This window comes from Ruegeria atlantica (assembly GCF_013032505.1).
GTDB lineage: Bacteria > Pseudomonadota > Alphaproteobacteria > Rhodobacterales > Rhodobacteraceae > Ruegeria > Ruegeria atlantica_F.
Genome location: NZ_WQCG01000003.1, coordinates 681171 through 699143 on the forward strand (window position 1 = coordinate 681171; position 17973 = coordinate 699143).

Here is a 17973-nt window from a genome sequence, read left to right on the forward strand (position 1 = left end):
CCTCCTGGTTTGAATTGGCGGGGAATGGGCTGGGTGTTAATCCCAGCCCGAGAACGAACGACGCCCCCGGCGGCGGGGGCGTTTCTTTGGTTTCTTGGCGGGTTCGGAAACCTCGGCCTCGAGGTCCTGGTCCGTTTCCAGGTCCACAACCGCAAATGAGTTGTTGGGACCGATCACCGCCCAGGCGGGCGGCTTGGACCAGTTGATTTTTTCACACCCCAGGACGATCACCAGGGCGAGGTCATAGACCGCCAGGTCCAGGGCCTCGTTTCGTTTGACGCCTGGGCGCTTTTCCCAACCTTTCGCCCCGCGCCGTTCGGCCGCGAATTCAGCGAAAATGTCAGGCGGCGCGCCGCGCGGAATGTGAATAGTCCGCGACCCGCTTTCCGTCCTGGTCAGGCTGGCCGCAATTTCGTCCTTCAGTCGGTCGGTTCCGGCTCGAATTATGAGAACATCCCGCGCCGCATTCTTGCGGCCCTGGCGTGACGTCTCGGGGGCCTTGACCTCGGCCCGCTTGACGTCCTCGCTTTTGCGAGAATTACCCCGGATCAAGTGGAACCGGCGCGGGTGAGATTTCTTGACCTTGCGCCAGAACGCATATGCGTTTGGCGTGACGCCAGGTTCGCCGCCCGCATCGCAGACGATGGACAGCAGCTTTAGGCGGTGATCGGCATTCGCCACCGGATAGGACAATTCCGCCAGGTCCAGGAGGACGTCCCAATCCTCGCCATACTTTGCCGGGTCCAATTGCCGGTCCTCGGCTCGAGGCGCGCCAGGCGGCGGTGTGTGAATGTCAAACCGATCAATGACCACCCGTTCGCCGTCGGCTAGGTGGGCCATGACCTGGACAACAAACCGGCCTTTCTGGACGTCAACCGCCGCCAGGAGGAACCGGGTTTCGGCCGGGGCCGTTTGCCAGGCGTGATCCGTTGCCGAATTTCGCAAACCGCTTTCCGTAACGGCCGAACCCTCGCCCATTGCCTGGGGTCGGTAGGGCAACCCAAGGTCCAGGTTTGTTGCGGCCTTCAAGGGTGTTTCGTCGCCCGTTCGCTCGAATTCCTCCACGCCCTCGAGGTAGCGCGCGACGATTTGCGCCCAGGTTGCCAGGGCAGCGGCGGGGCCGTGAAGCCAATAGGAGACGACGGACGTTGCGCGAACGTCAGGACCCAGCGGAACCAGGTTGCCGTCCTTGCCCTCATGTAGCCACCGGGCCGTCCTGTTTAACTCGGCCTTTTGGTGCGGCTCAATCACCCCGCCACAGTGAAGGCAGGACATATAAGCGGCCGCGCCGCGCTCGGCCGGTGTCCCCTCATCGGGGTAACTCATCCGGTCAAATGTCGGCTCAAACTCGCCCTTACACTCGGGGCATGTCCAATAAAGCCTGGCACGGGTGCCGGTGTTGTAGAGGCCCAAAATTCCCTCGCAGGGCGGGGCCTCATGTGGCGTTTTGGGTTGCCAGCTTTCATCCAGGATCGGAAATCGCGGCGACGATTCCGCCACGTTCATTCCTCGGGTTCCGGCCTGGGTGTGACGTTTCCGGCCCAGAGCAAATGCGGGTCCCTGGCCTTCTACATCCTGGTAAGCCTTTTGGTCATAGTCGGCCATCAGAACCAGGGGGATAGACCGGCCCGACAGTTTGTTGTCCACCGGCCAATCAACCGTCAATCGACCACCACCCTTGAACGTCTTTTCGTGGGTGTTGTCGATCCGCAGGGCGTCTTTTAGTTCCGGCGAATTCTTGATGATCGGCCCCAATTCCTGGACCGACCACTCGCGCGCCGCCGCCTGGGACATATAGAAAATGGACACCATGCGAGGCGAGGCAATGACCGAATGCGCCCAGGGATTGATAATCATTCCCTCGGTTTTGGAGGATCGCGCAGGACCCACGAACACCGCCGACTCAAACCGGCGGGATTGCGTGACGTTCATAGGCTCCACCATGTAGGGGGCCACGTCATTGTCCCAGAATTCCCAGGACCCACCGGCATTGATTTTCCGACGCTTGACGGCCTCGGAAACCGTTATCCTGGCAGGCGGGGAAAGGGCAGGAAGGGCCGCGCGGATCGCGTCCGACACCGGCCGGAAACCGGGAAGGGGCGCGCCCTCGCGGTATTCCGGGGCGTCGTTTTGCAGCATGTCTTGACCTTACGCGCCGTAGGGCTTGCCTACCCAAATCCAGGTTCGATCCGGGCGGCTCAGTGTCCCGGTTTCAAGAACCTGCGTCACGCCAACCGGCAGATAAAGATTGTCCGTCGCGGAATGGATTGTCCGGGTTTCACCGGCCGCCGTCTTAAACGTCACGTCGCCGCCACCCTGGACGTAAAGGCCAACACCGACGAAACCCAAATCGCTATCGTCGGAGGGCGTGACCGGGACCAGATCATACATAGGGCCGCCCGCCGGAATTAGACCGCTCTTAAACGGATCGTGCATTGCTTTCTCCTCTTGGATTGTGAGGAGACGCGCGCTTGGCGGCGGGTTAAGTCTCCCCGGAAACTATCTCCTCAACGCGGGCAACCGCGTCTAACATTGTGGCGTCAATGATCTTTTGCATTGCCTCCACCTCGGCCCCACCCAGGCCCAACTCGCGGGCCAACTTGTCGGGCGCGGCGTCCATCGTGTCGCGGATCGCGGCCAGGACCGCCTCGAATTGCTGGGCGGCCTCATCGGCGCGGATAAATTCGCGGCGGGCGTGTGCCGCCAAAATCCACGCCTGTTCAACCTTCAAAGCCTCGGCCTGTTCCTTGGGGGACAGAGCCATGCGGGCCTGGTCCTGGATGGACCCGCCCGTCAAAGCCATTCTGAGTTGTGCGCTTGCATCCTCGGACGCCTGGCGTTGGACCGCCTCGGCCGCCTCGCGGGCTTGTCGCCAGGCGAACGCGACCGACAAACGGAACACGTAAGACCGGCCGTTGGTGCCGCGCTCAACAAATGGGATTCGGTCGTCCTCGGGCAGAACCAACCACTTGTCTATGGTGGTGGTGGACACATCCAGGGCGGCGGCCAAAAGATTTTTGTTCACCAGGGCGTCCGGGACACCCTCGGGCAACGGATACTTTGCAACCAGGTCCCGTTCTGCCCCCAGCATCGGCGGCAATTCCTGGCGCGGCGTTTCGGTTTCGTCCTGCATATCAACAACCCCAATCCAAAAGCCCACCCGTCAGATTTTCAAAATTGACCAAAACAACGCGGCGCGAATAAACCCACGTAACGTTGCCGGGGAAGGACCCAAGATTTTCTCGAGGCCCTAACGCCGACGGGTGGCAAAGGCTTTGATTAGGGCGCGCTCGAGGTGGACGGGGAAGCGGTGGCCCGCAGTCTTTGCGGCCGACCGTCTAAACGAAAGGCGCGCCTCATATCGGGCGCGCGGAATGTAGGACATTAGCTTGACCAGCTTTTTGCCCTGGCGTTTGTAGATGCCCGCGCCCCGCGCCGATCCGTTGGGCTTACCCGAGAACACCTTGGGGTTCGCCAGGTTGCGCTTAACCGCACCTTTCGGCAGGTTGCCGTATTTGTTCACGCGGACTTTCTGGGGAACAACGATAGCCCGGCGGGGTGCCTGGCGTGTGCCGCCCTCCTCCTGTTTCTTGAGGTAGCGGGCTTGGATCGGTTTGACGAAAACGCGCGCCTCGAGGCGTCGTTTAGTGGACCGGCGGATCGCATACGCCTTGCGGGTGAATGGTGTGGGGCGGTCAAAGACCTTGGACAGGCGGCGGGTTTCGTTCTTGTGAACATCCCCGGCCGTGTTGTTGAGGGCGACAGATGCCGCGAAAGGAAGTTGCCGACGGCCCACGTCCGACAGGTCGCGCTCAACGTCACGCAAATTAGATTGGAGGCTCATTCGCATGGCGGTTCGCACCTATCGGACGTGGGGGGATGCGGCGGCGGACGGTCAACCAGACAACTAGGGGGAAGTATGGGACCGATTCCGCCACCTTGACTTGAACGCTACGGAGGGCGTTCTGAAAGTCAAGAACTTTTTTCAACTCCAAGGCGATTTTGTTTGACCGATTGCAACCGATACGCGATTGGCGGCGGCGATAAAGGCCGATTGCAAAGCCTCCATTCGCTTTGCGGATCGGGCCAGGCCCAGGTGTCCCTTGAGGTAAGCCTGCATAGACACATCCGCCAGGCACACGCGCCGCCATAGGTGCGTGGGATCGGCGGCAACCAGGGGCTTATGGCTCAACACGATAGGCGGGGCAACCACGGCCGCCTCCATTTTCCGCAGGAATTCCACCTGGTCCACCACGGTTGCCTGGCGGCCCTCTTTCGACGGCGCGCCGCCCTGGCAACCAGACCCGGCCAGGCTATCACGGGGCATTGTCGCGCCACCGGCCAGGACGGCCTCGGCCGTGGCGGTGTAGATTTCGACGGCGTGGCGGGATGCGGGTTCCAGGCGGTCCAGGATCACCGGCCCACGGCGACGGAACACAAAGTCCAGGCGCTTGCCGTCACGGATTGCGGCGGCCTCAAAGTTTTCCATGCTGGCCGGGTTGGTGGGTTCGTTCATTCGGTCGGTTCCTTTTGTCGTTCGGTGTGCCAGGGTGACCAGGGGGACCAGGGACGCGCGCCTTATAGGTCCTATAGTTTTGGTCGTTATTTGTGTTTTCTTATGTGTGTTAGATACATTCCCTATACTCCCCAATTATATATATTAAGGGATATATACTATATAACACACTGTTTTTACTGCATTTCTCCAAAATTCGCGGCTCCCCAAACCCCGGAAAATCGCTCCCCTGCCCGTCCCTTTCGGTCCCTGGGAAATGCCCGCGCCCCCTACAATTCACCGTCAAGCCGCTTGCGGCTTGTCCTTTTAATCTCTCGCCCTTCCCTAACTCCCCGACCTCGGGGGGAGGATTTGACATTGCAATAAGAGTTATAAGGGGGCGCGGGGTGGAAAGGTCAGGCGGTGCGGGTCAGCTTAACGGCGCGGGTCAGCTTGGCGTGAATGCTGGGGTGCGCAATCACGCCGCCAGGGATCATATAGGCCAGGTGTTCAATTCGATCCGTGCGACCATACTTGCCGCGCGTTCGGCGCAACCGTCGCTTTGTGCGTGGCTTGTCCGGGAATATTGGGACCATCCTATAGGCTTGATCCGAGACGAACACACGAACGCCACCGATTGACGCAATGGGATTGGGTTTCATGCTTTGGGTTCCTTTTGCGGGGACAGTTGAGCCTTGCGCCATGTGTGGGGGCGCGGGGACGGTGAAGGGGCGCGGGGTCAGTCAGTCAGGGCGATAGGCGGCAATCCGTGGACCTCATCACCTTCAAGATAGAGGCGGATTAACATGGCGATTGCTTGCTTGATTTCGTCCCGGACATGGGCGGTTGTCTCGCGGCCCTCGGCGCAATGGATCGCGGCTTTGACCACCTCGCCCGCCTCCTCGGCCACTTTGGAAATCAGGTAATTGGGCTGGGGGTATTTGATAGACGCCTTGCCCGCCTCGTGGATTGCGTCCCGGATCAAAAGGGACAGCTTGTCGGTTGCCTCGGCCTCGGCTTGCGCCGCCATATACGCGGTGTGTGAAATCATAGGATTGTCCTTTGTGATTTGGGGGTTATCGGTCGCCGTGGTCATATGCCGGGGGCGGTTCCTCGAGGTACTTCTGGACCAGGGCGTCGTCCTTGAACTTGAAGCCGCGAAACACCATCAGGCCGTTAGATTTGCCTTTCTCGAACCCCTTTTCTGACAGGTTGTCGCGCAACGCCGCGTCTGAATAAATCCGCGCGCCGTTGTCCCTGGCCCAGGCTTTGAACACCCGGAAGAATTCCGACGTCCTGGTCCTGGAATTCGGGTCCAGGTCCGCGCAATCGCGCAGGAACGAACCCACCGGGTCGGCCGCTTCCATGATCCGCTCTTTAAGGGCCAGCATAGACTCGGGCGGATCAATGCCCGGCGGGGTGCCGGTGCCACGCTCGAGGCGGATATAAAACTCGCGGAACCCGTCCAGCATCCAGTTAAGAATGCCCGGCAATTCGGCGCGCATTGCGGCCTCAACCTCGAGGGTGTTTCGCCGCAACTCGGGCGGCAATTCCCGCAAATTGACCTCCAAGGGAATGAACACCAGACGCCGCCGGGTGCCTTCGTCCTCATCTTTGATTTTTGGGGTCCGGTTGAACGAAATCACGGGAACCCCGGTCGGCCGGTAGACGAATTGAGGCATACCCAGGGCGCGGGCGGGCCTCAGATCGCCGCCGGTCAAGGATTTGAGTTTCTTTGCGCTGAAAACGTCCGTGACGGCCGGTTCGGACGCCAGGATCATCCGCGCGCCTGGCAAATCGACCTCCTCGGGCGTGGCCTGGCCCGCGCTTTGGTTCTGGGTTTGCAGGAACATTTCCACCTTTGCCGGTGAAGCGTAGCCGCCGAAAGTCCCCAGGACCTCGCCAATCATGGCTGTTAGGGTGGACTTGCCGTTGCCGCCCGATCCACGCAGCAGGAGGGCAACCTGGGCGACGTTCTGGCCGAATAGCAGCGCCCCAAACGCGCGTTGTGCGCAGCGACGGATTGCAGGGTCAGGCAGGATCAATTCCATAAAATCCTCCCATTCTGGACAGCTTGCGCCAGGGATAAACGGCGTCCCCGCGCATTTGGTCGGACGCTGGGCGCGGTCAATCGGGATCAGCCAATCCTTGCGCCAGGCGGCCAGGTCTGAGGCCGTCACGTCGCCGTCCGTGTCCATCGGTGGGCAATCCTTCACCTGGCGCAGATCAACCGCGCCGTTTTGAACAACAAACACCCAGGGGTCCGCGTCCAGGTCCTGGATTTCGGCGCGGACTTGCCACTCGCAAGCCTTCAAGGCTTTGTTTTGCTTGTCCACGTTGCCGACCGTCGTTTGGTGCTTGCGCAGCAATGCAATTCGGTCCCCACGCATGGCGAAAATTGCGTCGTCTGCGTTCAAGAACTTGCGGGGGTTCTTGGTCTTTTCCGACTCGCGGCGGCGGAAACGCTCCACCTCGAGGTCGTCAAATTCCAGCTTTTTGACCGCCTCGATTTCCTCCTCGATCAGATCAGGAAGGCGCGCGGCAATCTCGGCCGACGTCAAAGAACCGGATTGAAACGAAAAGCGGTTTCCGTCCCAAACACCCCAGCCTTTACCCAGGACGAACAGGAGGTCCTGGCCGTAGGCGGCCAGGAGGCGGCGGGCGTTGCCCCGATCGTTCAATTCGAGTTGCGCGCGCTCCTCTACAGGCATTTTGAACCGTTCCGCGCGGGCGGTGGCCTGTTCTTGCCCTGGCAATTGGTCAATCATACCCATTCGTTAGCCTTTCAAACTTTCAACCACCGACACGTCCGCGAAATCCTGGTCCAGGTCCCAGCGGTCATGCGGTACGGTTAGGAGAACAGACAGGCCCAGGCCCCGCAGACGGGCGGCCGCGCCTTCGTATAGTTCGCGCGCCTCGCGCGGGTTCTTGCTGGAACCTTCCCCCAGGATAAGCACCTCCTGGACACCGGGGCGCGGGGTCCAGAGTTGCGTTTTATCCTGGGCGGGTCCGGTAATTGCGCCGCGCGACAGGGCGGCCTCGGCCGACCACTGGACGCCGCCCTGGGAAACCAGGTCCGAATAGGCAACCAGGGTCGTTTCGATACCCTCGCCCAGGACAACAGCCTGGGAAGGCGGGGAAAGGACGCAGGGTTGGCCCATCAGCTCACCCGTTCGGCCGATCCACTGTTTTTCGACCTTGCGGCCGTCCTGGTGACGTGCGCGGGCGGTGGGTGTGATCCAGGTTCTATGCACACCCAGGATTTTCTCGCGGCCGATTGCCCCAATCATGGCCGCGCCGGAATAATCGGCCGGTCTGTTGCGGTCATAACCGCCGTCCCAATGATCCAGGCACGGGGCAACGCGCAAGGTTCCTGGAACGCCACCAATGACAGACAGACGGACACCGCGCGCCGTCAAGTATTGGGGCAGGATCGCGCCGCCCAGGTGACGGCCGCGCGCCTTGATCGCGTTAGGATTTGGAATGTCCGAACCCTGCCAAAGGCGCAGGGCCATTCGGTGGCCGTTTTCGGCCTGGCGGGCGGCCTCGCGTTCGGACCGCTCTTTCGCCTGGGCGCGCTTGGTTTCAATCTCGCGCTTTTTCTCCTCGGACAACTCGCCCGCGATTCCGGCCTCCTCGGCCAGGCGGCGGACGGCCGACACGAAATCCAGGCCGTGCAACTTCATTGTGAAGTCAATCACGGTCCCGCCTTCATGACAGCCAAAGCACTTGAAGAAACCGCCGGTCCCGCCCTTTTCGACAACGTGAAAGGATGCCGTGTTTTCACCGTGCAGGGGGCAAGGCCCCCACCAGTCGCCCTTGTTCGGACTGGATTTTTTGAGGTCCCAGGCAACCCCGGCCGCCTCGGCAACTTCCCTTAGCGAAACCTCGGATTTGATGCGGTCGGATTTGTTCATTTTCTACCCTTGAAGGTTACGCGGGTGAGGTGATCCAGGATCGCCTGGTCCAGGCGGCGGGCCGCTTCCCGCCAAAAGGCGGTGTCAGCGTCTCGCCAGGTCTGGGGGCGCGGTTCGTGGTGCGCGTCGCAATACAGGTTGCCGTCCTCATCAGCGCGCGCCAGGTTGTCGGCCGTGACGTGTTCACCGCACAGCAGACAGTGGCGCGCCTCCTGGTCGTCCCCCACGCAATCCTGGATCAGCTTTTCACGGGCGGCGCGTTCGTCGGCCTTTTGGGCGGCCCACCCCACGACGGTTTGCGGTTGATTGTTCAACGGCATTCCTCCTGGGCGCGGGCCTCCTCGAGGGCCTGGACCCGCGAATGGAACAAGGCGGCGGAGAATGGGCCATTTTGGGCGGCGTGGCGGTGGGCAAATTCGATCCAGGCGGACCCAACGTCGGCCCACTCGGCCGGAACCTGGGGCGCAGGTTCCCAGGCGTCGGGCGTGACCAGGTGGAGGCGTTCAACCTCAAACGCCAGATAGTCGATTTGCTTGATTGCCGGGTGGAATTCGGCCGGGATTTGGAACCGCCGGGCAACCGCATTCCAAAGGCCCAATTCAAGGGGGCCATAGTCGCGCAGCAGAACCTTAACCGGCGTGATCATGTCGGCCAGGACGTATTCCGGCGCATCGTGCAAAAGCGCCTGCAGTCGCGCCCAGATCGGCAAACCCATCTGGTCCGCGACAGCCTCGCAAAACAGCGAATGCCAGGTCACGGGGTACGGGGGAAGATCGTCGCGCGTATGCCCGCCAAAACGGTATTTGCGGGACAGGCCGCGCGCCAGGTCTTTTGTGACGATCAACGCGGGGTCGGGTTTGCGGACGTCCAGGAGGTGGGTTCCGGTCCAAACGATGCCATTGAAACGTGGGTCCATGATAATCTCCATTTTTGGGTGGCGCTGGCGCGCAATCTCAGAACAGGGACCCCTGGGCGGGATCGGGTTTTTTCTTGGGGGGTGCGGGGGCCGGTGGAGGATCGGACCGGCGGGAAAAAAGATCCTCGCCATCGGCCTTGCGTTTCCACTCCTCGGCCCTGGCGCGACACTCTGGGATTTCACAGACAAAAATCATTGTCCGCTTGTCCTCGGGCAGTCGGGACATTTGCCCCTTGCGGCGGTAGCCAAACGGGGCGACAGGCGCGCCACAGTTTTTGCAGGGGCCAGCCATCAGAACAGCGACACCAGGCGGTCCAGATCGTTAGCCACCGCCACAAAGTCCAGGCCCTCCTGGATCATGCGGCCGCGCTCAAAACCGGACGTGACCGGCCGTTGTGCGCGGTGGAAAGCCTGGATTGCAGCTAACCGGCAATTGACCTCCTGGCGGGTCACCAACGCCGCGTCCAATTCGCCGCCGCCCTGGTCGGTTTCGGCAAACATGCGCAGGATACGGCGCGCGCCATCTATGGAGATTTGCCTGGCCGGGGTGTGCTGGATCATCGCGCACCCCCGACAGCATGACCGGACACAAAATCCTGAAACCGGCCGACCATGCACGGCAAAGGGGGCAACGGAACCGCAGGGCGACGGTTGCGCGGAATGCGAATAAACCGGGCGTCCAGGTCCGCCTCGAGGCCCGCCTGGCGCTTGGACTCGAGTCCAGTCAGGAAGGCGTCAAAGGCCCGATTGTCCCGCGCGTCCTCCACCCGACGAATGCGGCGCAGAATGGTTGACGGGTGGATTTCCTCCTCGCGGGCCAGTTCGCGCATTGTCACCTGGTCAATGGTGTGCGCCAGGTAGGACTCGAGGGCGGCAGGCGAAACGCGGCCGCGCGGCTGGGCGGGTTCGGCTTTCATCGGGAAAAATGCTCCTCGGATTTGGCGATATAGACGTCCAGGGAAACGGGTTCCGGTTCCTCGAGGACGAACGGGACGGCCATTGCGGCCACCGCCAGGGCGGCCGCAAAGCAAAGCGCAACGCTATCCATTGCGCGCCTGGTTGAGTTTGGCGGCGATTTGCTCCTCGATAATCGCGCGCTCTTTCTTGAGGTCGTCCAGGGACGTCTCGGCCTGGTCCGTCGGCTCGGGGGCCAGGGTGGCCTCGAGGTGGTCCAAGAGGTCCCGGTGGCCGGTGAATGCCCCCAGGCGGACCGGCTCATCGCCCCGGTGGGACACGGACGACAGGGTGAAACCGCCGTTGTTGTGGGGGCGGATCAAAAAATCACCGTCTTTAGTTTCGCAATAACGCATGGAATTCTCCTAGTTTTCAGGTGGAAAGAGGGAGGCTTGGCCCAGCAGGGCATGGGGCGCGGGGTCGGAAACGTCCGGGACGTCCTCCTGGTTTTGGAGGTCAGAAATTCCGCGCAAAATGTCGGCTTGGTATTCGGGTTTCTGCTCAATCAGATCGCAATGAACACCCAGGTTTGCGGCCGCCCATCCGGTCGAACCTGACCCGCCGAACGGGTCCAGGATGCGCGCCCCGGCCGGGACAATCAGCTTGATAAGCCACTCCATAAGGGCCTGGGGTTTGACCGTCGGGTGTTCCGATCCACGGCGGTCCGCCTTGGACGCCTTGGCGCAATAGAAGAACCGGGACGCAGACAGGCCATTGTCCGCGACGGGGAAGCGGGCCAGGACCTCGGGCGAACCATCATGCAGGAGGTTGCCGGGATACCTGGTCGGGATCGGGTCCAGGTCAGACTTGCGCGGCTTGTCCAGGTTCGGGATTGCCGTTGCCGCCAGGTTGATTGCGCCGGTCCCCGTTGCCAGGCATTGCCGCGCAATGGACGATTCCGACAGCGGTTTGCGCACCAGGGCGATAGGCTCGAGACAGGGGCGCAACACCGTCCCCCAACCTTCCCAGGTCTGGATTTCCTCCTGGGAACAACCCAGCTTTTCCAGGTAGCGCCAGACGGGGTGATTTTGCGGCAAGCCCGATCCATAGACCCAGGCCAGCATTTCGCGGAATTCCAGGCCCGCGTCCTCGAGGGCCACGGCCATCCGGTGGAATTTGCGCGAATGATTGAAGGCGGCCAGGTATCCGCCAGGCTTCAAAACACGCAACACTTTGGCCCAGGTTTCGGGCCGGAATGAAATGTCGCCGCCGTCCCAGGTCTGGCCCTGGAATTTTTGCGAGGCGCGGGCGTTGCCGCCGTCTCGGCCGACGCGCGCGGGTGCGGCGTCCGGGTTCCCGAAGCGGTCAACGATAGACTGAAGGTGGTAAGGCGGATCAGTGACCACGCCGTCAAAGTGATCGTCCGGGAAGGTGTCCAGGACCTTTAGGCAATCGCCAGGATGCAGAGAGACAAGCGCGGACATGATTAGACCACCTCGCGCCGGTTCAATTCGGCCAGGGCCATTGCCAGGACCAGCTTTGCCGACCTGGTGGGCCAGCCCAATTCCTTCTCAGCGGTTTCAAAGCCCATCCGCATCCCGCAGATTGCAACCAGGGCGGTGAATAGGCCCGACGGCAAAACCTCGGCCGCGCGATGCAGGACGGCGGACTGTTCCGGGTTGATTGAGCAATCGGCGCTAAACTGTGACGCGGCGCGGAATGCCTCCTCGCCCAGGTAGGCGCGGATTTTGGGGTTTCCGTTGCGGCCAGCTTCCAGGACCGGGTGGGGGCGGTTTTCCTCCTCGGCAAGCCGGATCAGGCGGACCATTTCGGGCGTGACAGCAGGTTCAAAGACTTTCCATTGCATGGGGTGTCCTCCACTCATCCGGCCAAACGGCGCGAATTGATCGCCAACAGGGCGGCAACGCGGTGGTTGGTAAGTTTCGACATGGCCCAATCCAGACCGTCCTGGGTCAGGGTTACGCGGCCGGTTCGTGACTGGTTGACCAGGCCAAACTGGCGGGCGGTGGCGGTGGCGATATTGGTTTCCGGCAGGTCGTACCCGGCGGCCTTGTGCAACGGTGTCCCTGGGAATTCCTGGGTGATTGCAACGGCCAGGAGGAAATCCAAAAGGCGGTCATTCTTGAGGGTCGAAAGGTCAACGGCCATCACTCAACCCCCCGGCCGTCGGCATAGATCGCAGCGAATGCGGCCGCCGCGTTGCGGTGCAGGATCAAGGCCGCCATGCGAGTAAACGGGATGCCGTATGCGACCGCCGTATCCTCGACCAGGGCGCGGCCTGGGCCGGTGAATTCGACGTTGACGCCTCGGGATTCCACCTCATTTGCCGCCAGGAGGGTTGTGTCCACCCGGAAATCCACGGCCGAAATTGAACGCGGCGCATTCAGGAGGTTTTCCAGGTCCGCGACGTCCCGGTGGTGGGCCAAGTAATCCATCAGGAGGCGGATTGCCTCGCCCCAAAAGGTCAGCCGTTCACGATCAACCATGCGCTGCAAAACCAGGTTGGTTTTGTGGACGGTCCGAATGGTGTAGCGCGCATACCCGCGAACCTTTGCCGGGTCCCGCAACGGCACATGCGCGCCGTGGGGGTATGGGGTTTTCTCAATCTCGGACAACATTTTCGGGTCACTCCATGTTTTGGTGTGAACCCTTGATGCAACTTATTGTCCGGGGGCCGTGATGCTCAAAAGAGGCGAAAAATTCTCTTTATTTTCAAAAATATATCATCCCGTCACCGGGTTTATTCAGCCCTGAGAAAAATAACCAAATCTGATATTTATTCTCACAATTCACCACATGAAAAAGGGGCCAGGAATCGAACCTGGCCCCTCGGGAAATCTATTTCGGATCGTTAGGCGGGCCGCCTGGCCGTGGTCACCTTGAAGAATGGCCGGTGACACTCAATCACGCAAAAGACCTCGCCCGCGTCATTGGTGGTAACCGGGCCACCTGGTCGCGCCTCGAGGCCCGCGCGCCGCAACCAAGCGACAAAGCCCGGCGGCATGAGCGCAAAGACCTTTTGCGCGCCGATCTGGTCGCAATGTTCCATCAATGCGATTGCGTTACGGCGCAAAGCCTCATTTCGGACTTTGCGAGGCAAAGAAGGATCGACGGTGAAGCGGGTAGCCTCAAAAGAACCGGGGGCCGTGCAAGGTTCCTGGGCAATGGTTGCGGGAATGCTGGGCAAGCGGCCCAGGGTGGCGTCCCGTATCATGTAGCTATAGGCGGGGCCGTCATAGTCGCAGGGCATGAGGCGGGACGCGGCCAAAACCCGCCCCAGGGCGTGGGTGATCACGTATTTTGTCAAAGGGGTGTCGTACTGGTCCCATTCCACATCCTGGGTGTGGGGGACGTTCCATCCCGCATCATCAACAAAGACAGATTTTCTAACCCGCAAGTGATCATACCAAAGGGGGCCGTGCTGATGCATCGACCCCCAATCACAAACGATAGTTTCCATATTTGCCTCCATTCATAGTTGTTAAGCACAACCTGGAAGCGATTAGCGAATAATTTACGAAGCCACCGTTACGCCCGCAACGGCACAAATATGCACCGCCGCAATGAAGTTGTTGACACCCAATAGCGTTTCAATGCGCCGCTTGCGCAGCTTGATAGCGTCCTCCGAAATCTCGAAATACTCGGCCACCCGGCCCGCGCGCATTCCGTGGGCGAACAAAGACACCAATTCACACTGTTCACCACTTAACAGGCCCGTGTTCTGGACCAGCTTTTCCATGTGGGTTTTGTGCAAGAGCCTGGCGGCCTCCTCGCGGGCCGTACCGTTCAAAGCATTCGCCCCGGTGTAACTGACAATAAGCCCGCTACCCGCAATCTGACTGGACAGGGAAACGCCGTGGCGCATCCCGAATTCGCGGGCCGCATCCATGACCGGGTTTTTCGTGTCCGCGTGTTCGCCCCAATCAAACACAATGGCCTTTGGCCCGCAGTTCTGGACCACCGGGTCCAGGCGAACCCAGTTGTTTTTGTGGTAAAGCTCCTGGAACTCTGGCGCATAGTTGGAGAAACACCCCACCTCACCCTTTGCGAAGTTGCCAAAACCAACGGTGCAAAGCTGGTCGGCAATACCGATCAGCGGCGCGAACTCTTGTTCGTCAAAAATCTGCATAATTTTCCCCTCGTAATCGGCAACCAGACTGCACCAATCACTTAGAACAGTGAAACTCACTATTTTTGGGGGGTTTCACATTTCGGCGTGATCTTGCAACCTCCGGGCGATTGAGGGAAGTTAGTTCCGCCGCTGGCGGATTGTACGGAATACAACAAATGACAAAAACCGAACTCCTGGCGCTATTGCCAATTCTTGGCGATGCAGAGGCCGTCAGCCTTTTTCTTTTTCTGCAATCGCGGCCCGAACATCCGGGAACCGCTGGGACAGAAACTCCAAAGCCTCTTTTGCCTGGTCCTCGCTGATAGCCTGGACCATCCCGAACAGGTCGTTTCGGATTTCTGAGATTGGGTTTTCCGCGTCCAGGATCGACACGTTATGCAGGCCCAAAGCCTCGCAAATCATTTCCAGGGTTTCAAATTTCGGTTTGGACGGCCCATTCAACACGGCGTTGACGGTGTTGACCCCAAACTTAATGTTGTTGGACTCCGCAATCTGACGGGACAACGCGGACGCATTGGTCCCCTTGTAGTGAATGAGAAGGTTTAGATTGCGGCGGCGGCGCTGCCAAATCTCGTCATTCTCGGTTGCGGGCTTGTTATGCTCTGGGTCTTTCATCGGTCTAACATCGTGTGAACTGATACCGCACAACCTTAGCGGAAATCCAAAACATTGAGAAGCTACCAAAAAGGGGAGATACATCATTGCGTTTTGTGTAAATCACTGTATTTTGTAATTACACAACCTAAAGAGTAAACGGCGAATCGTCAAAAAACTCTAAGAGCGAGCAGCGCAGCATGGATGTAACAGGCACAAACCAAGAGTTTGAGGGCAAGCCGTTAAGCCACGTCGTCCGTGACATTGAGAGACAATATTTTTGCTGGGCCTTGAACAAGGCGAACGGCAACAAGGCCGAAGCCGCGCGCCTGGCGGGTATCACCTACCAAACATTTACCCGGAAACTGACGTCCTTGGACTTGAAGGTGACTTACCATGCAGAGTGACGAACAGCTTTGCAGACGCGCGCTTGAAGGGGCCGCCCAGCTTGTAGAACTCTACGGTGAGGAATTCTTGCCCCTGTTCTTGCGCCTCGAGGAGGAACTGGAAAAGACCCTGGGTCAGCGCACCGCCGTTGACCGCGCCCTGGCACTCGCCAGGAAGGGCGGCCGGGCCGCTTAAAGGGCTATCAACTCCAAAGCCTCGCGCCGCCCAACCAAGGCCCCGCCGTCGCCGTAACTCGGCCGCTTGTACTTATGCCCCAGAATGTCAGCCCTAACCCGGTCGTCCACCTTGGCCGCCAGGAGGGCGTTTTCCACCCAATGACGCATGGAATATGCGGTGTGTTTGGGTGTTTCCTTCAAGTCGTTTTCGGTCAGAAACTTATTGACCGCCGCAGACCAGGAATTCGCCTTGTACTTGTAACGGGTTATTCCGCCCCGTTTGACGATCCGGCGGGCGGCCTCGAGGGATACGCCCAGGAGGGGAATATCCCTTTCCGTATGCTCGATTTTGATTTCCCGGCCGTTTTCGGTGACGCGCAAGAATGGGACATTGTGTTTCACCTCGAAATCCTCGAGGGGCGCGTCCGTGATTTCGCTGGGGCGCAGTCCCGTGTTGATCGTCATTAGGAATATATCGCGCGCCTCCTCGTTCATGCCGTCCAGCGCACCCTCGGCCAGTATCTTTTCGACAATCCAGTCCCGAGAAAATCCTGGCGTTTTCGTCTTGTTTTTACCCTTCACCTCAAACCGCAATTTCGAGAACGGGTTTTCCAGGTCCACCTTTTTTAACTCGGTCCAGGTTTTCCAGATTTCCGATAGGTGGCCGAAATCCTTGTTTGCCGTGGCCGGGTCCATACCATCCGCCACACGCTCGGCCCACCAGTCGCGGAACTTCAAGGCGTCGTCCCGCGTGATCAGGTTGACCGCCATAGGCACGGGCTTGCCGCGCGCATCCTTGGCCGCAACCACCTTTAGGAAGTTGTCAACGGCGCGGCTCTTGGCGTTCTTCCACCGTGTCAATTGCTGGGGGGTTTTCTTCACATGCCTGGTTTTGGTTAGTTCGTAATATTCGTTCCGAACCTCAATCAGAGACGGCAACACCTCGGGAACCGTCCCGAGAACGGCCTGGACGGCCGCCTTGCTTGTGAAGTTTTCGCCAGTGACGGAAATTGTGCGTTCAATCAATTCGCGCGGGTCACCCTCCAGGAGGGCGGGGAATGGGCGATATTGATAGCCTCGGGCCTGGGCCAGCTTGCGCGCGGACTCGTAATACTGGCGCGCGCTCTGGCCGTCGCCAACCAGTAACGCCTCCCATTCAGCAAGGCGGGCCGCCTCAACCTGGGCGGCCTTCACCTTTGCGTCTGCCTCGCTATCGGTGTGGAGGGCCTGGCGCACCTGGGTAACGGGCTTTCCGTCCTCCCCCAGGACATGCCCCGCGTATCGCTTGGGGATACGCTTAACCCAATAATACCGCCCCCGGTCTTTCGTAATGCCCACCCGTGGCCCCCATTAGAACCAGGCGGCGGCCAGGTCGTGAATTGCTTTACCCATTCCCAAAATCTGGAACCCACCGACAACCAAACAAAACCCGGTCAAGGCGGCGTCCAGGACGCGCTCCCCTGGACCTGGGTTCCGGTGGTGGCGTGGTCTTAGGTCTCTATCGTCCATTAAGCGGCCTCCCTGATTTCATCCAACGCGCCCCATTGATCCGCCATTGCGGCGGCGATTCCGGTAAAGAACCTGGACCGCTCTTTCCATCGGTTCGGGCCTGGGGGCTGGGTGTGAACCCGCGCCACGCGGCCGTCTACAACATTAGTCGGCAACAGCTTAGGAAGGTTTTTCAACCAAAAGCAGGTGCGTTTTACCTCACCGTGTCCAAACTGCCAAGGTTGCACGGATTGCGCGAACTCTTGGTAATTCGTGATCAGCGCCTTAGCGTGTTTGTGCATGACGGGATTTTCAACGCAAATCCTCGGAATATCTGCGTTCCACATTTCGGAAAAGAACCCGGCACCCTCGCGCAACTCGCCCCACATCTGGGAAACGGTTTTGCCTTTCGGCGGGTTGTGCAACCACCTAACGCCGCTATTGCAAAGCCTGGTGCAAGGCGGGTGGGCGACCATGAGCAAGTCCCAACCGTCATTCAGCACGTCCCGGACGTCGCCCTGGATATGGCGGTTAGAGGGCGTTTCGCTGGGTAGCAAATCGCAGGACCAGGCGTCGTGCCCACGGTCCAAGAAGGCGTCACGAACGATTCCAGAGTATTCACAAGCAACCAGAACTTTCAAAATCCATTCCCCTAAATCAGCCCGAATGTTGCGGGATTTGTTGCGGGTTTTGTTGCGGGAAATGTTGCGGGATTTACGAAGGGCAAACAAGCCCCAAAATTCGCCAAACCCCTTAAATCATTGACTTTAAAGCACAAAAAAGAAAAAACCCGATGCTTGACACATCGGGCTTTTGGAATTTCTGGCGGACCGAGGAGGATTCGAACCCCCGACCCCTTGATTCGTAGTCAAGTACTCTATCCAGCTGAGCTATCGGTCCGCGTTGGTGAGGCGCTATGTAGACCCAGGTTCTGGGACACGCAAGTCGATTCT

27 protein-coding genes and 1 tRNA gene are annotated in these 17973 nt (G+C 59.9%); 2 read left to right on the top strand and 26 right to left on the bottom strand.

All coding sequences use genetic code 11. The features are described 5' to 3' along the window. Positions 1 to 36 precede the first annotated feature (36 nt). The 22 genes from GOW92_RS15115 to GOW92_RS15215 all read right to left on the bottom strand — a co-directional run bounded on the left by GOW92_RS15115 (position 37) and on the right by GOW92_RS15215 (position 14990). Positions 37 to 2139, bottom strand: a complete 2103-nt coding sequence (locus GOW92_RS15115; RefSeq protein ID WP_170561414.1) for a terminase gpA endonuclease subunit — start codon at positions 2137 to 2139, stop codon at positions 37 to 39. A 9-nt stretch (positions 2140 to 2148) separates the two neighbouring features. After that, positions 2149 to 2436 carry a spike base protein, RCAP_Rcc01079 family gene (locus GOW92_RS15120; RefSeq protein ID WP_170561415.1) on the bottom strand — a complete coding sequence of 96 codons (288 nt, stop codon included), beginning with the start codon at positions 2434 to 2436 and terminating at the stop codon, positions 2149 to 2151. A 46-nt stretch (positions 2437 to 2482) separates the two neighbouring features. Next, entirely contained in the window at positions 2483 to 3160 is a 678-nt protein-coding gene (locus GOW92_RS15125) for a hypothetical protein (protein WP_170561416.1), read from the bottom strand. 90 nt (positions 3161 to 3250) lie between these two features. Continuing rightward, positions 3251 to 3844 (bottom strand): hypothetical protein, encoded by a 594-nt coding sequence (locus GOW92_RS15130; RefSeq protein WP_170561417.1) that lies wholly within the window; start codon positions 3842 to 3844, stop codon positions 3251 to 3253. A 141-nt stretch (positions 3845 to 3985) separates the two neighbouring features. Then, positions 3986 to 4516, bottom strand: a complete 531-nt coding sequence (locus GOW92_RS15135; RefSeq protein WP_170561418.1) for a hypothetical protein — start codon at positions 4514 to 4516, stop codon at positions 3986 to 3988. 395 nt (positions 4517 to 4911) lie between these two features. Then, entirely contained in the window at positions 4912 to 5157 is a 246-nt protein-coding gene (locus GOW92_RS15140; protein WP_170561419.1) for a hypothetical protein, read from the bottom strand. 77 nt (positions 5158 to 5234) lie between these two features. Continuing rightward, entirely contained in the window at positions 5235 to 5546 is a 312-nt protein-coding gene (locus tag GOW92_RS15145; RefSeq protein ID WP_170561420.1) for a hypothetical protein, read from the bottom strand. 25 nt (positions 5547 to 5571) lie between these two features. After that, on the bottom strand, positions 5572 to 7269 hold the full coding sequence (locus tag GOW92_RS15150; protein ID WP_170561421.1) for a DNA primase family protein: 1698 nt from the start codon (positions 7267 to 7269) through the stop codon (positions 5572 to 5574). A gap of 3 nt (positions 7270 to 7272) precedes the next feature. Beyond that, positions 7273 to 8412 carry a CHC2 zinc finger domain-containing protein gene (locus GOW92_RS15155; RefSeq protein ID WP_170561422.1) on the bottom strand — a complete coding sequence of 380 codons (1140 nt, stop codon included), beginning with the start codon at positions 8410 to 8412 and terminating at the stop codon, positions 7273 to 7275. After that, positions 8409 to 8726, bottom strand: a complete 318-nt coding sequence (locus GOW92_RS15160) for a hypothetical protein (protein ID WP_170561423.1) — start codon at positions 8724 to 8726, stop codon at positions 8409 to 8411. The genes GOW92_RS15155 and GOW92_RS15160 overlap by 4 nt, the downstream gene beginning before the upstream one ends. Beyond that, a complete protein-coding gene (locus GOW92_RS15165; protein WP_170561424.1) occupies positions 8723 to 9328 on the bottom strand; it encodes a hypothetical protein in 606 nt (201 codons plus the stop codon). The genes GOW92_RS15160 and GOW92_RS15165 overlap by 4 nt, the downstream gene beginning before the upstream one ends. A 291-nt stretch (positions 9329 to 9619) precedes the next feature. Continuing rightward, a complete protein-coding gene (locus tag GOW92_RS15170) occupies positions 9620 to 9889 on the bottom strand; it encodes a hypothetical protein (RefSeq protein WP_170561425.1) in 270 nt (89 codons plus the stop codon). Continuing rightward, a complete protein-coding gene (locus tag GOW92_RS15175) occupies positions 9886 to 10245 on the bottom strand; it encodes a hypothetical protein (protein WP_170561426.1) in 360 nt (119 codons plus the stop codon). Before GOW92_RS15175 ends, GOW92_RS15170 begins: the two co-directional genes overlap by 4 nt. Next, positions 10242 to 10376 (bottom strand): hypothetical protein, encoded by a 135-nt coding sequence (locus tag GOW92_RS25180; RefSeq protein WP_302477299.1) that lies wholly within the window; start codon positions 10374 to 10376, stop codon positions 10242 to 10244. Before GOW92_RS25180 ends, GOW92_RS15175 begins: the two co-directional genes overlap by 4 nt. Beyond that, on the bottom strand, positions 10369 to 10638 hold the full coding sequence (locus tag GOW92_RS15180) for a hypothetical protein (RefSeq protein WP_170561427.1): 270 nt from the start codon (positions 10636 to 10638) through the stop codon (positions 10369 to 10371). The genes GOW92_RS25180 and GOW92_RS15180 overlap by 8 nt, the downstream gene beginning before the upstream one ends. Positions 10639 to 10647: 9 nt before the next feature. Continuing rightward, positions 10648 to 11706, bottom strand: coding sequence for a DNA-methyltransferase (locus tag GOW92_RS15185; RefSeq protein ID WP_170561428.1), 1059 nt, complete (start codon positions 11704 to 11706; stop codon positions 10648 to 10650). A gap of 2 nt (positions 11707 to 11708) precedes the next feature. Next, complete coding sequence (locus GOW92_RS15190) at positions 11709 to 12089, bottom strand: DUF6456 domain-containing protein (RefSeq protein WP_170561429.1); 381 nt, start codon at positions 12087 to 12089, stop codon at positions 11709 to 11711. Between the two features lie 14 nt (positions 12090 to 12103). Then, positions 12104 to 12391 carry a hypothetical protein gene (locus tag GOW92_RS15195; protein WP_170561430.1) on the bottom strand — a complete coding sequence of 96 codons (288 nt, stop codon included), beginning with the start codon at positions 12389 to 12391 and terminating at the stop codon, positions 12104 to 12106. Next, entirely contained in the window at positions 12391 to 12861 is a 471-nt protein-coding gene (locus GOW92_RS15200; RefSeq protein ID WP_170561431.1) for a hypothetical protein, read from the bottom strand. The genes GOW92_RS15195 and GOW92_RS15200 overlap by 1 nt, the downstream gene beginning before the upstream one ends. Positions 12862 to 13094: 233 nt before the next feature. After that, complete coding sequence (locus GOW92_RS15205) at positions 13095 to 13703, bottom strand: acyl-homoserine-lactone synthase (protein WP_170561432.1); 609 nt, start codon at positions 13701 to 13703, stop codon at positions 13095 to 13097. Positions 13704 to 13757: 54 nt separating this feature from the next. Continuing rightward, the gene (locus GOW92_RS15210) at positions 13758 to 14372 is read right to left on the bottom strand and encodes a helix-turn-helix transcriptional regulator (protein WP_170561433.1); all 615 of its coding nucleotides are present in this window, start codon (positions 14370 to 14372) and stop codon (positions 13758 to 13760) included. Between the two features lie 213 nt (positions 14373 to 14585). Beyond that, a complete protein-coding gene (locus GOW92_RS15215; protein WP_170561434.1) occupies positions 14586 to 14990 on the bottom strand; it encodes a helix-turn-helix domain-containing protein in 405 nt (134 codons plus the stop codon). A gap of 179 nt (positions 14991 to 15169) precedes the next feature. On the opposite strand from GOW92_RS15215, the gene GOW92_RS25350 reads away from it, so the two are divergent. Beyond that, on the top strand, positions 15170 to 15376 hold the full coding sequence (locus tag GOW92_RS25350) for a helix-turn-helix domain-containing protein (RefSeq protein WP_170561435.1): 207 nt from the start codon (positions 15170 to 15172) through the stop codon (positions 15374 to 15376). After that, complete coding sequence (locus tag GOW92_RS15225; protein WP_170561436.1) at positions 15366 to 15551, top strand: hypothetical protein; 186 nt, start codon at positions 15366 to 15368, stop codon at positions 15549 to 15551. The genes GOW92_RS25350 and GOW92_RS15225 overlap by 11 nt, the downstream gene beginning before the upstream one ends. On the opposite strand, the gene GOW92_RS25355 is transcribed toward GOW92_RS15225, so the two are convergent. The 4 genes from GOW92_RS25355 to GOW92_RS15245 all read right to left on the bottom strand — a co-directional run bounded on the left by GOW92_RS25355 (position 15548) and on the right by GOW92_RS15245 (position 17920). After that, positions 15548 to 16870, bottom strand: a complete 1323-nt coding sequence (locus GOW92_RS25355; RefSeq protein WP_170561437.1) for a tyrosine-type recombinase/integrase — start codon at positions 16868 to 16870, stop codon at positions 15548 to 15550. The genes GOW92_RS15225 and GOW92_RS25355 overlap by 4 nt on opposite strands. Positions 16871 to 16882: 12 nt before the next feature. After that, positions 16883 to 17041, bottom strand: coding sequence for a hypothetical protein (locus GOW92_RS15235; RefSeq protein ID WP_170561438.1), 159 nt, complete (start codon positions 17039 to 17041; stop codon positions 16883 to 16885). Beyond that, positions 17041 to 17661: a hypothetical protein gene (locus GOW92_RS15240; RefSeq protein ID WP_170561439.1), complete on the bottom strand. Its 621-nt coding sequence runs from the start codon at positions 17659 to 17661 to the stop codon at positions 17041 to 17043. The genes GOW92_RS15235 and GOW92_RS15240 overlap by 1 nt, the downstream gene beginning before the upstream one ends. A gap of 182 nt (positions 17662 to 17843) precedes the next feature. Beyond that, a tRNA-Arg gene (locus GOW92_RS15245) sits at positions 17844 to 17920 on the bottom strand. Positions 17921 to 17973: the final 53 nt, after the last annotated feature.

What these genes read in the sequence shown, in the direction of transcription:
- GOW92_RS15205 (WP_170561432.1), bottom strand. Translation starts at nt 13,703, where the DNA reads ATGGAAACTATCGTTTGTGATTGGGGGTCGATGCATCAGCACGGCCCC.
- GOW92_RS15195 (WP_170561430.1), bottom strand. Translation starts at nt 12,391, where the DNA reads ATGGCCGTTGACCTTTCGACCCTCAAGAATGACCGCCTTTTGGATTTC.
- GOW92_RS15150 (WP_170561421.1), bottom strand. Translation starts at nt 7,269, where the DNA reads ATGGGTATGATTGACCAATTGCCAGGGCAAGAACAGGCCACCGCCCGC.
- GOW92_RS15180 (WP_170561427.1), bottom strand. Translation starts at nt 10,638, where the DNA reads ATGCGTTATTGCGAAACTAAAGACGGTGATTTTTTGATCCGCCCCCAC.
- GOW92_RS25350 (WP_170561435.1), top strand. Translation starts at nt 15,170, where the DNA reads ATGGATGTAACAGGCACAAACCAAGAGTTTGAGGGCAAGCCGTTAAGC.
- GOW92_RS15135 (WP_170561418.1), bottom strand. Translation starts at nt 4,516, where the DNA reads ATGAACGAACCCACCAACCCGGCCAGCATGGAAAACTTTGAGGCCGCC.
- GOW92_RS15155 (WP_170561422.1), bottom strand. Translation starts at nt 8,412, where the DNA reads ATGAACAAATCCGACCGCATCAAATCCGAGGTTTCGCTAAGGGAAGTT.
- GOW92_RS15185 (WP_170561428.1), bottom strand. Translation starts at nt 11,706, where the DNA reads ATGTCCGCGCTTGTCTCTCTGCATCCTGGCGATTGCCTAAAGGTCCTG.
- GOW92_RS15235 (WP_170561438.1), bottom strand. Translation starts at nt 17,041, where the DNA reads ATGGACGATAGAGACCTAAGACCACGCCACCACCGGAACCCAGGTCCA.
- GOW92_RS15165 (WP_170561424.1), bottom strand. Translation starts at nt 9,328, where the DNA reads ATGGACCCACGTTTCAATGGCATCGTTTGGACCGGAACCCACCTCCTG.
- GOW92_RS15190 (WP_170561429.1), bottom strand. Translation starts at nt 12,089, where the DNA reads ATGCAATGGAAAGTCTTTGAACCTGCTGTCACGCCCGAAATGGTCCGC.
- GOW92_RS15115 (WP_170561414.1), bottom strand. Translation starts at nt 2,139, where the DNA reads ATGCTGCAAAACGACGCCCCGGAATACCGCGAGGGCGCGCCCCTTCCC.
- GOW92_RS15130 (WP_170561417.1), bottom strand. Translation starts at nt 3,844, where the DNA reads ATGAGCCTCCAATCTAATTTGCGTGACGTTGAGCGCGACCTGTCGGAC.
- GOW92_RS15170 (WP_170561425.1), bottom strand. Translation starts at nt 9,889, where the DNA reads ATGATCCAGCACACCCCGGCCAGGCAAATCTCCATAGATGGCGCGCGC.
- GOW92_RS15175 (WP_170561426.1), bottom strand. Translation starts at nt 10,245, where the DNA reads ATGAAAGCCGAACCCGCCCAGCCGCGCGGCCGCGTTTCGCCTGCCGCC.
- GOW92_RS15225 (WP_170561436.1), top strand. Translation starts at nt 15,366, where the DNA reads ATGCAGAGTGACGAACAGCTTTGCAGACGCGCGCTTGAAGGGGCCGCC.
- GOW92_RS15215 (WP_170561434.1), bottom strand. Translation starts at nt 14,990, where the DNA reads ATGAAAGACCCAGAGCATAACAAGCCCGCAACCGAGAATGACGAGATT.
- GOW92_RS15200 (WP_170561431.1), bottom strand. Translation starts at nt 12,861, where the DNA reads ATGTTGTCCGAGATTGAGAAAACCCCATACCCCCACGGCGCGCATGTG.
- GOW92_RS25180 (WP_302477299.1), bottom strand. Translation starts at nt 10,376, where the DNA reads ATGGATAGCGTTGCGCTTTGCTTTGCGGCCGCCCTGGCGGTGGCCGCA.
- GOW92_RS15210 (WP_170561433.1), bottom strand. Translation starts at nt 14,372, where the DNA reads ATGCAGATTTTTGACGAACAAGAGTTCGCGCCGCTGATCGGTATTGCC.
- GOW92_RS15120 (WP_170561415.1), bottom strand. Translation starts at nt 2,436, where the DNA reads ATGCACGATCCGTTTAAGAGCGGTCTAATTCCGGCGGGCGGCCCTATG.
- GOW92_RS15145 (WP_170561420.1), bottom strand. Translation starts at nt 5,546, where the DNA reads ATGATTTCACACACCGCGTATATGGCGGCGCAAGCCGAGGCCGAGGCA.
- GOW92_RS15140 (WP_170561419.1), bottom strand. Translation starts at nt 5,157, where the DNA reads ATGAAACCCAATCCCATTGCGTCAATCGGTGGCGTTCGTGTGTTCGTC.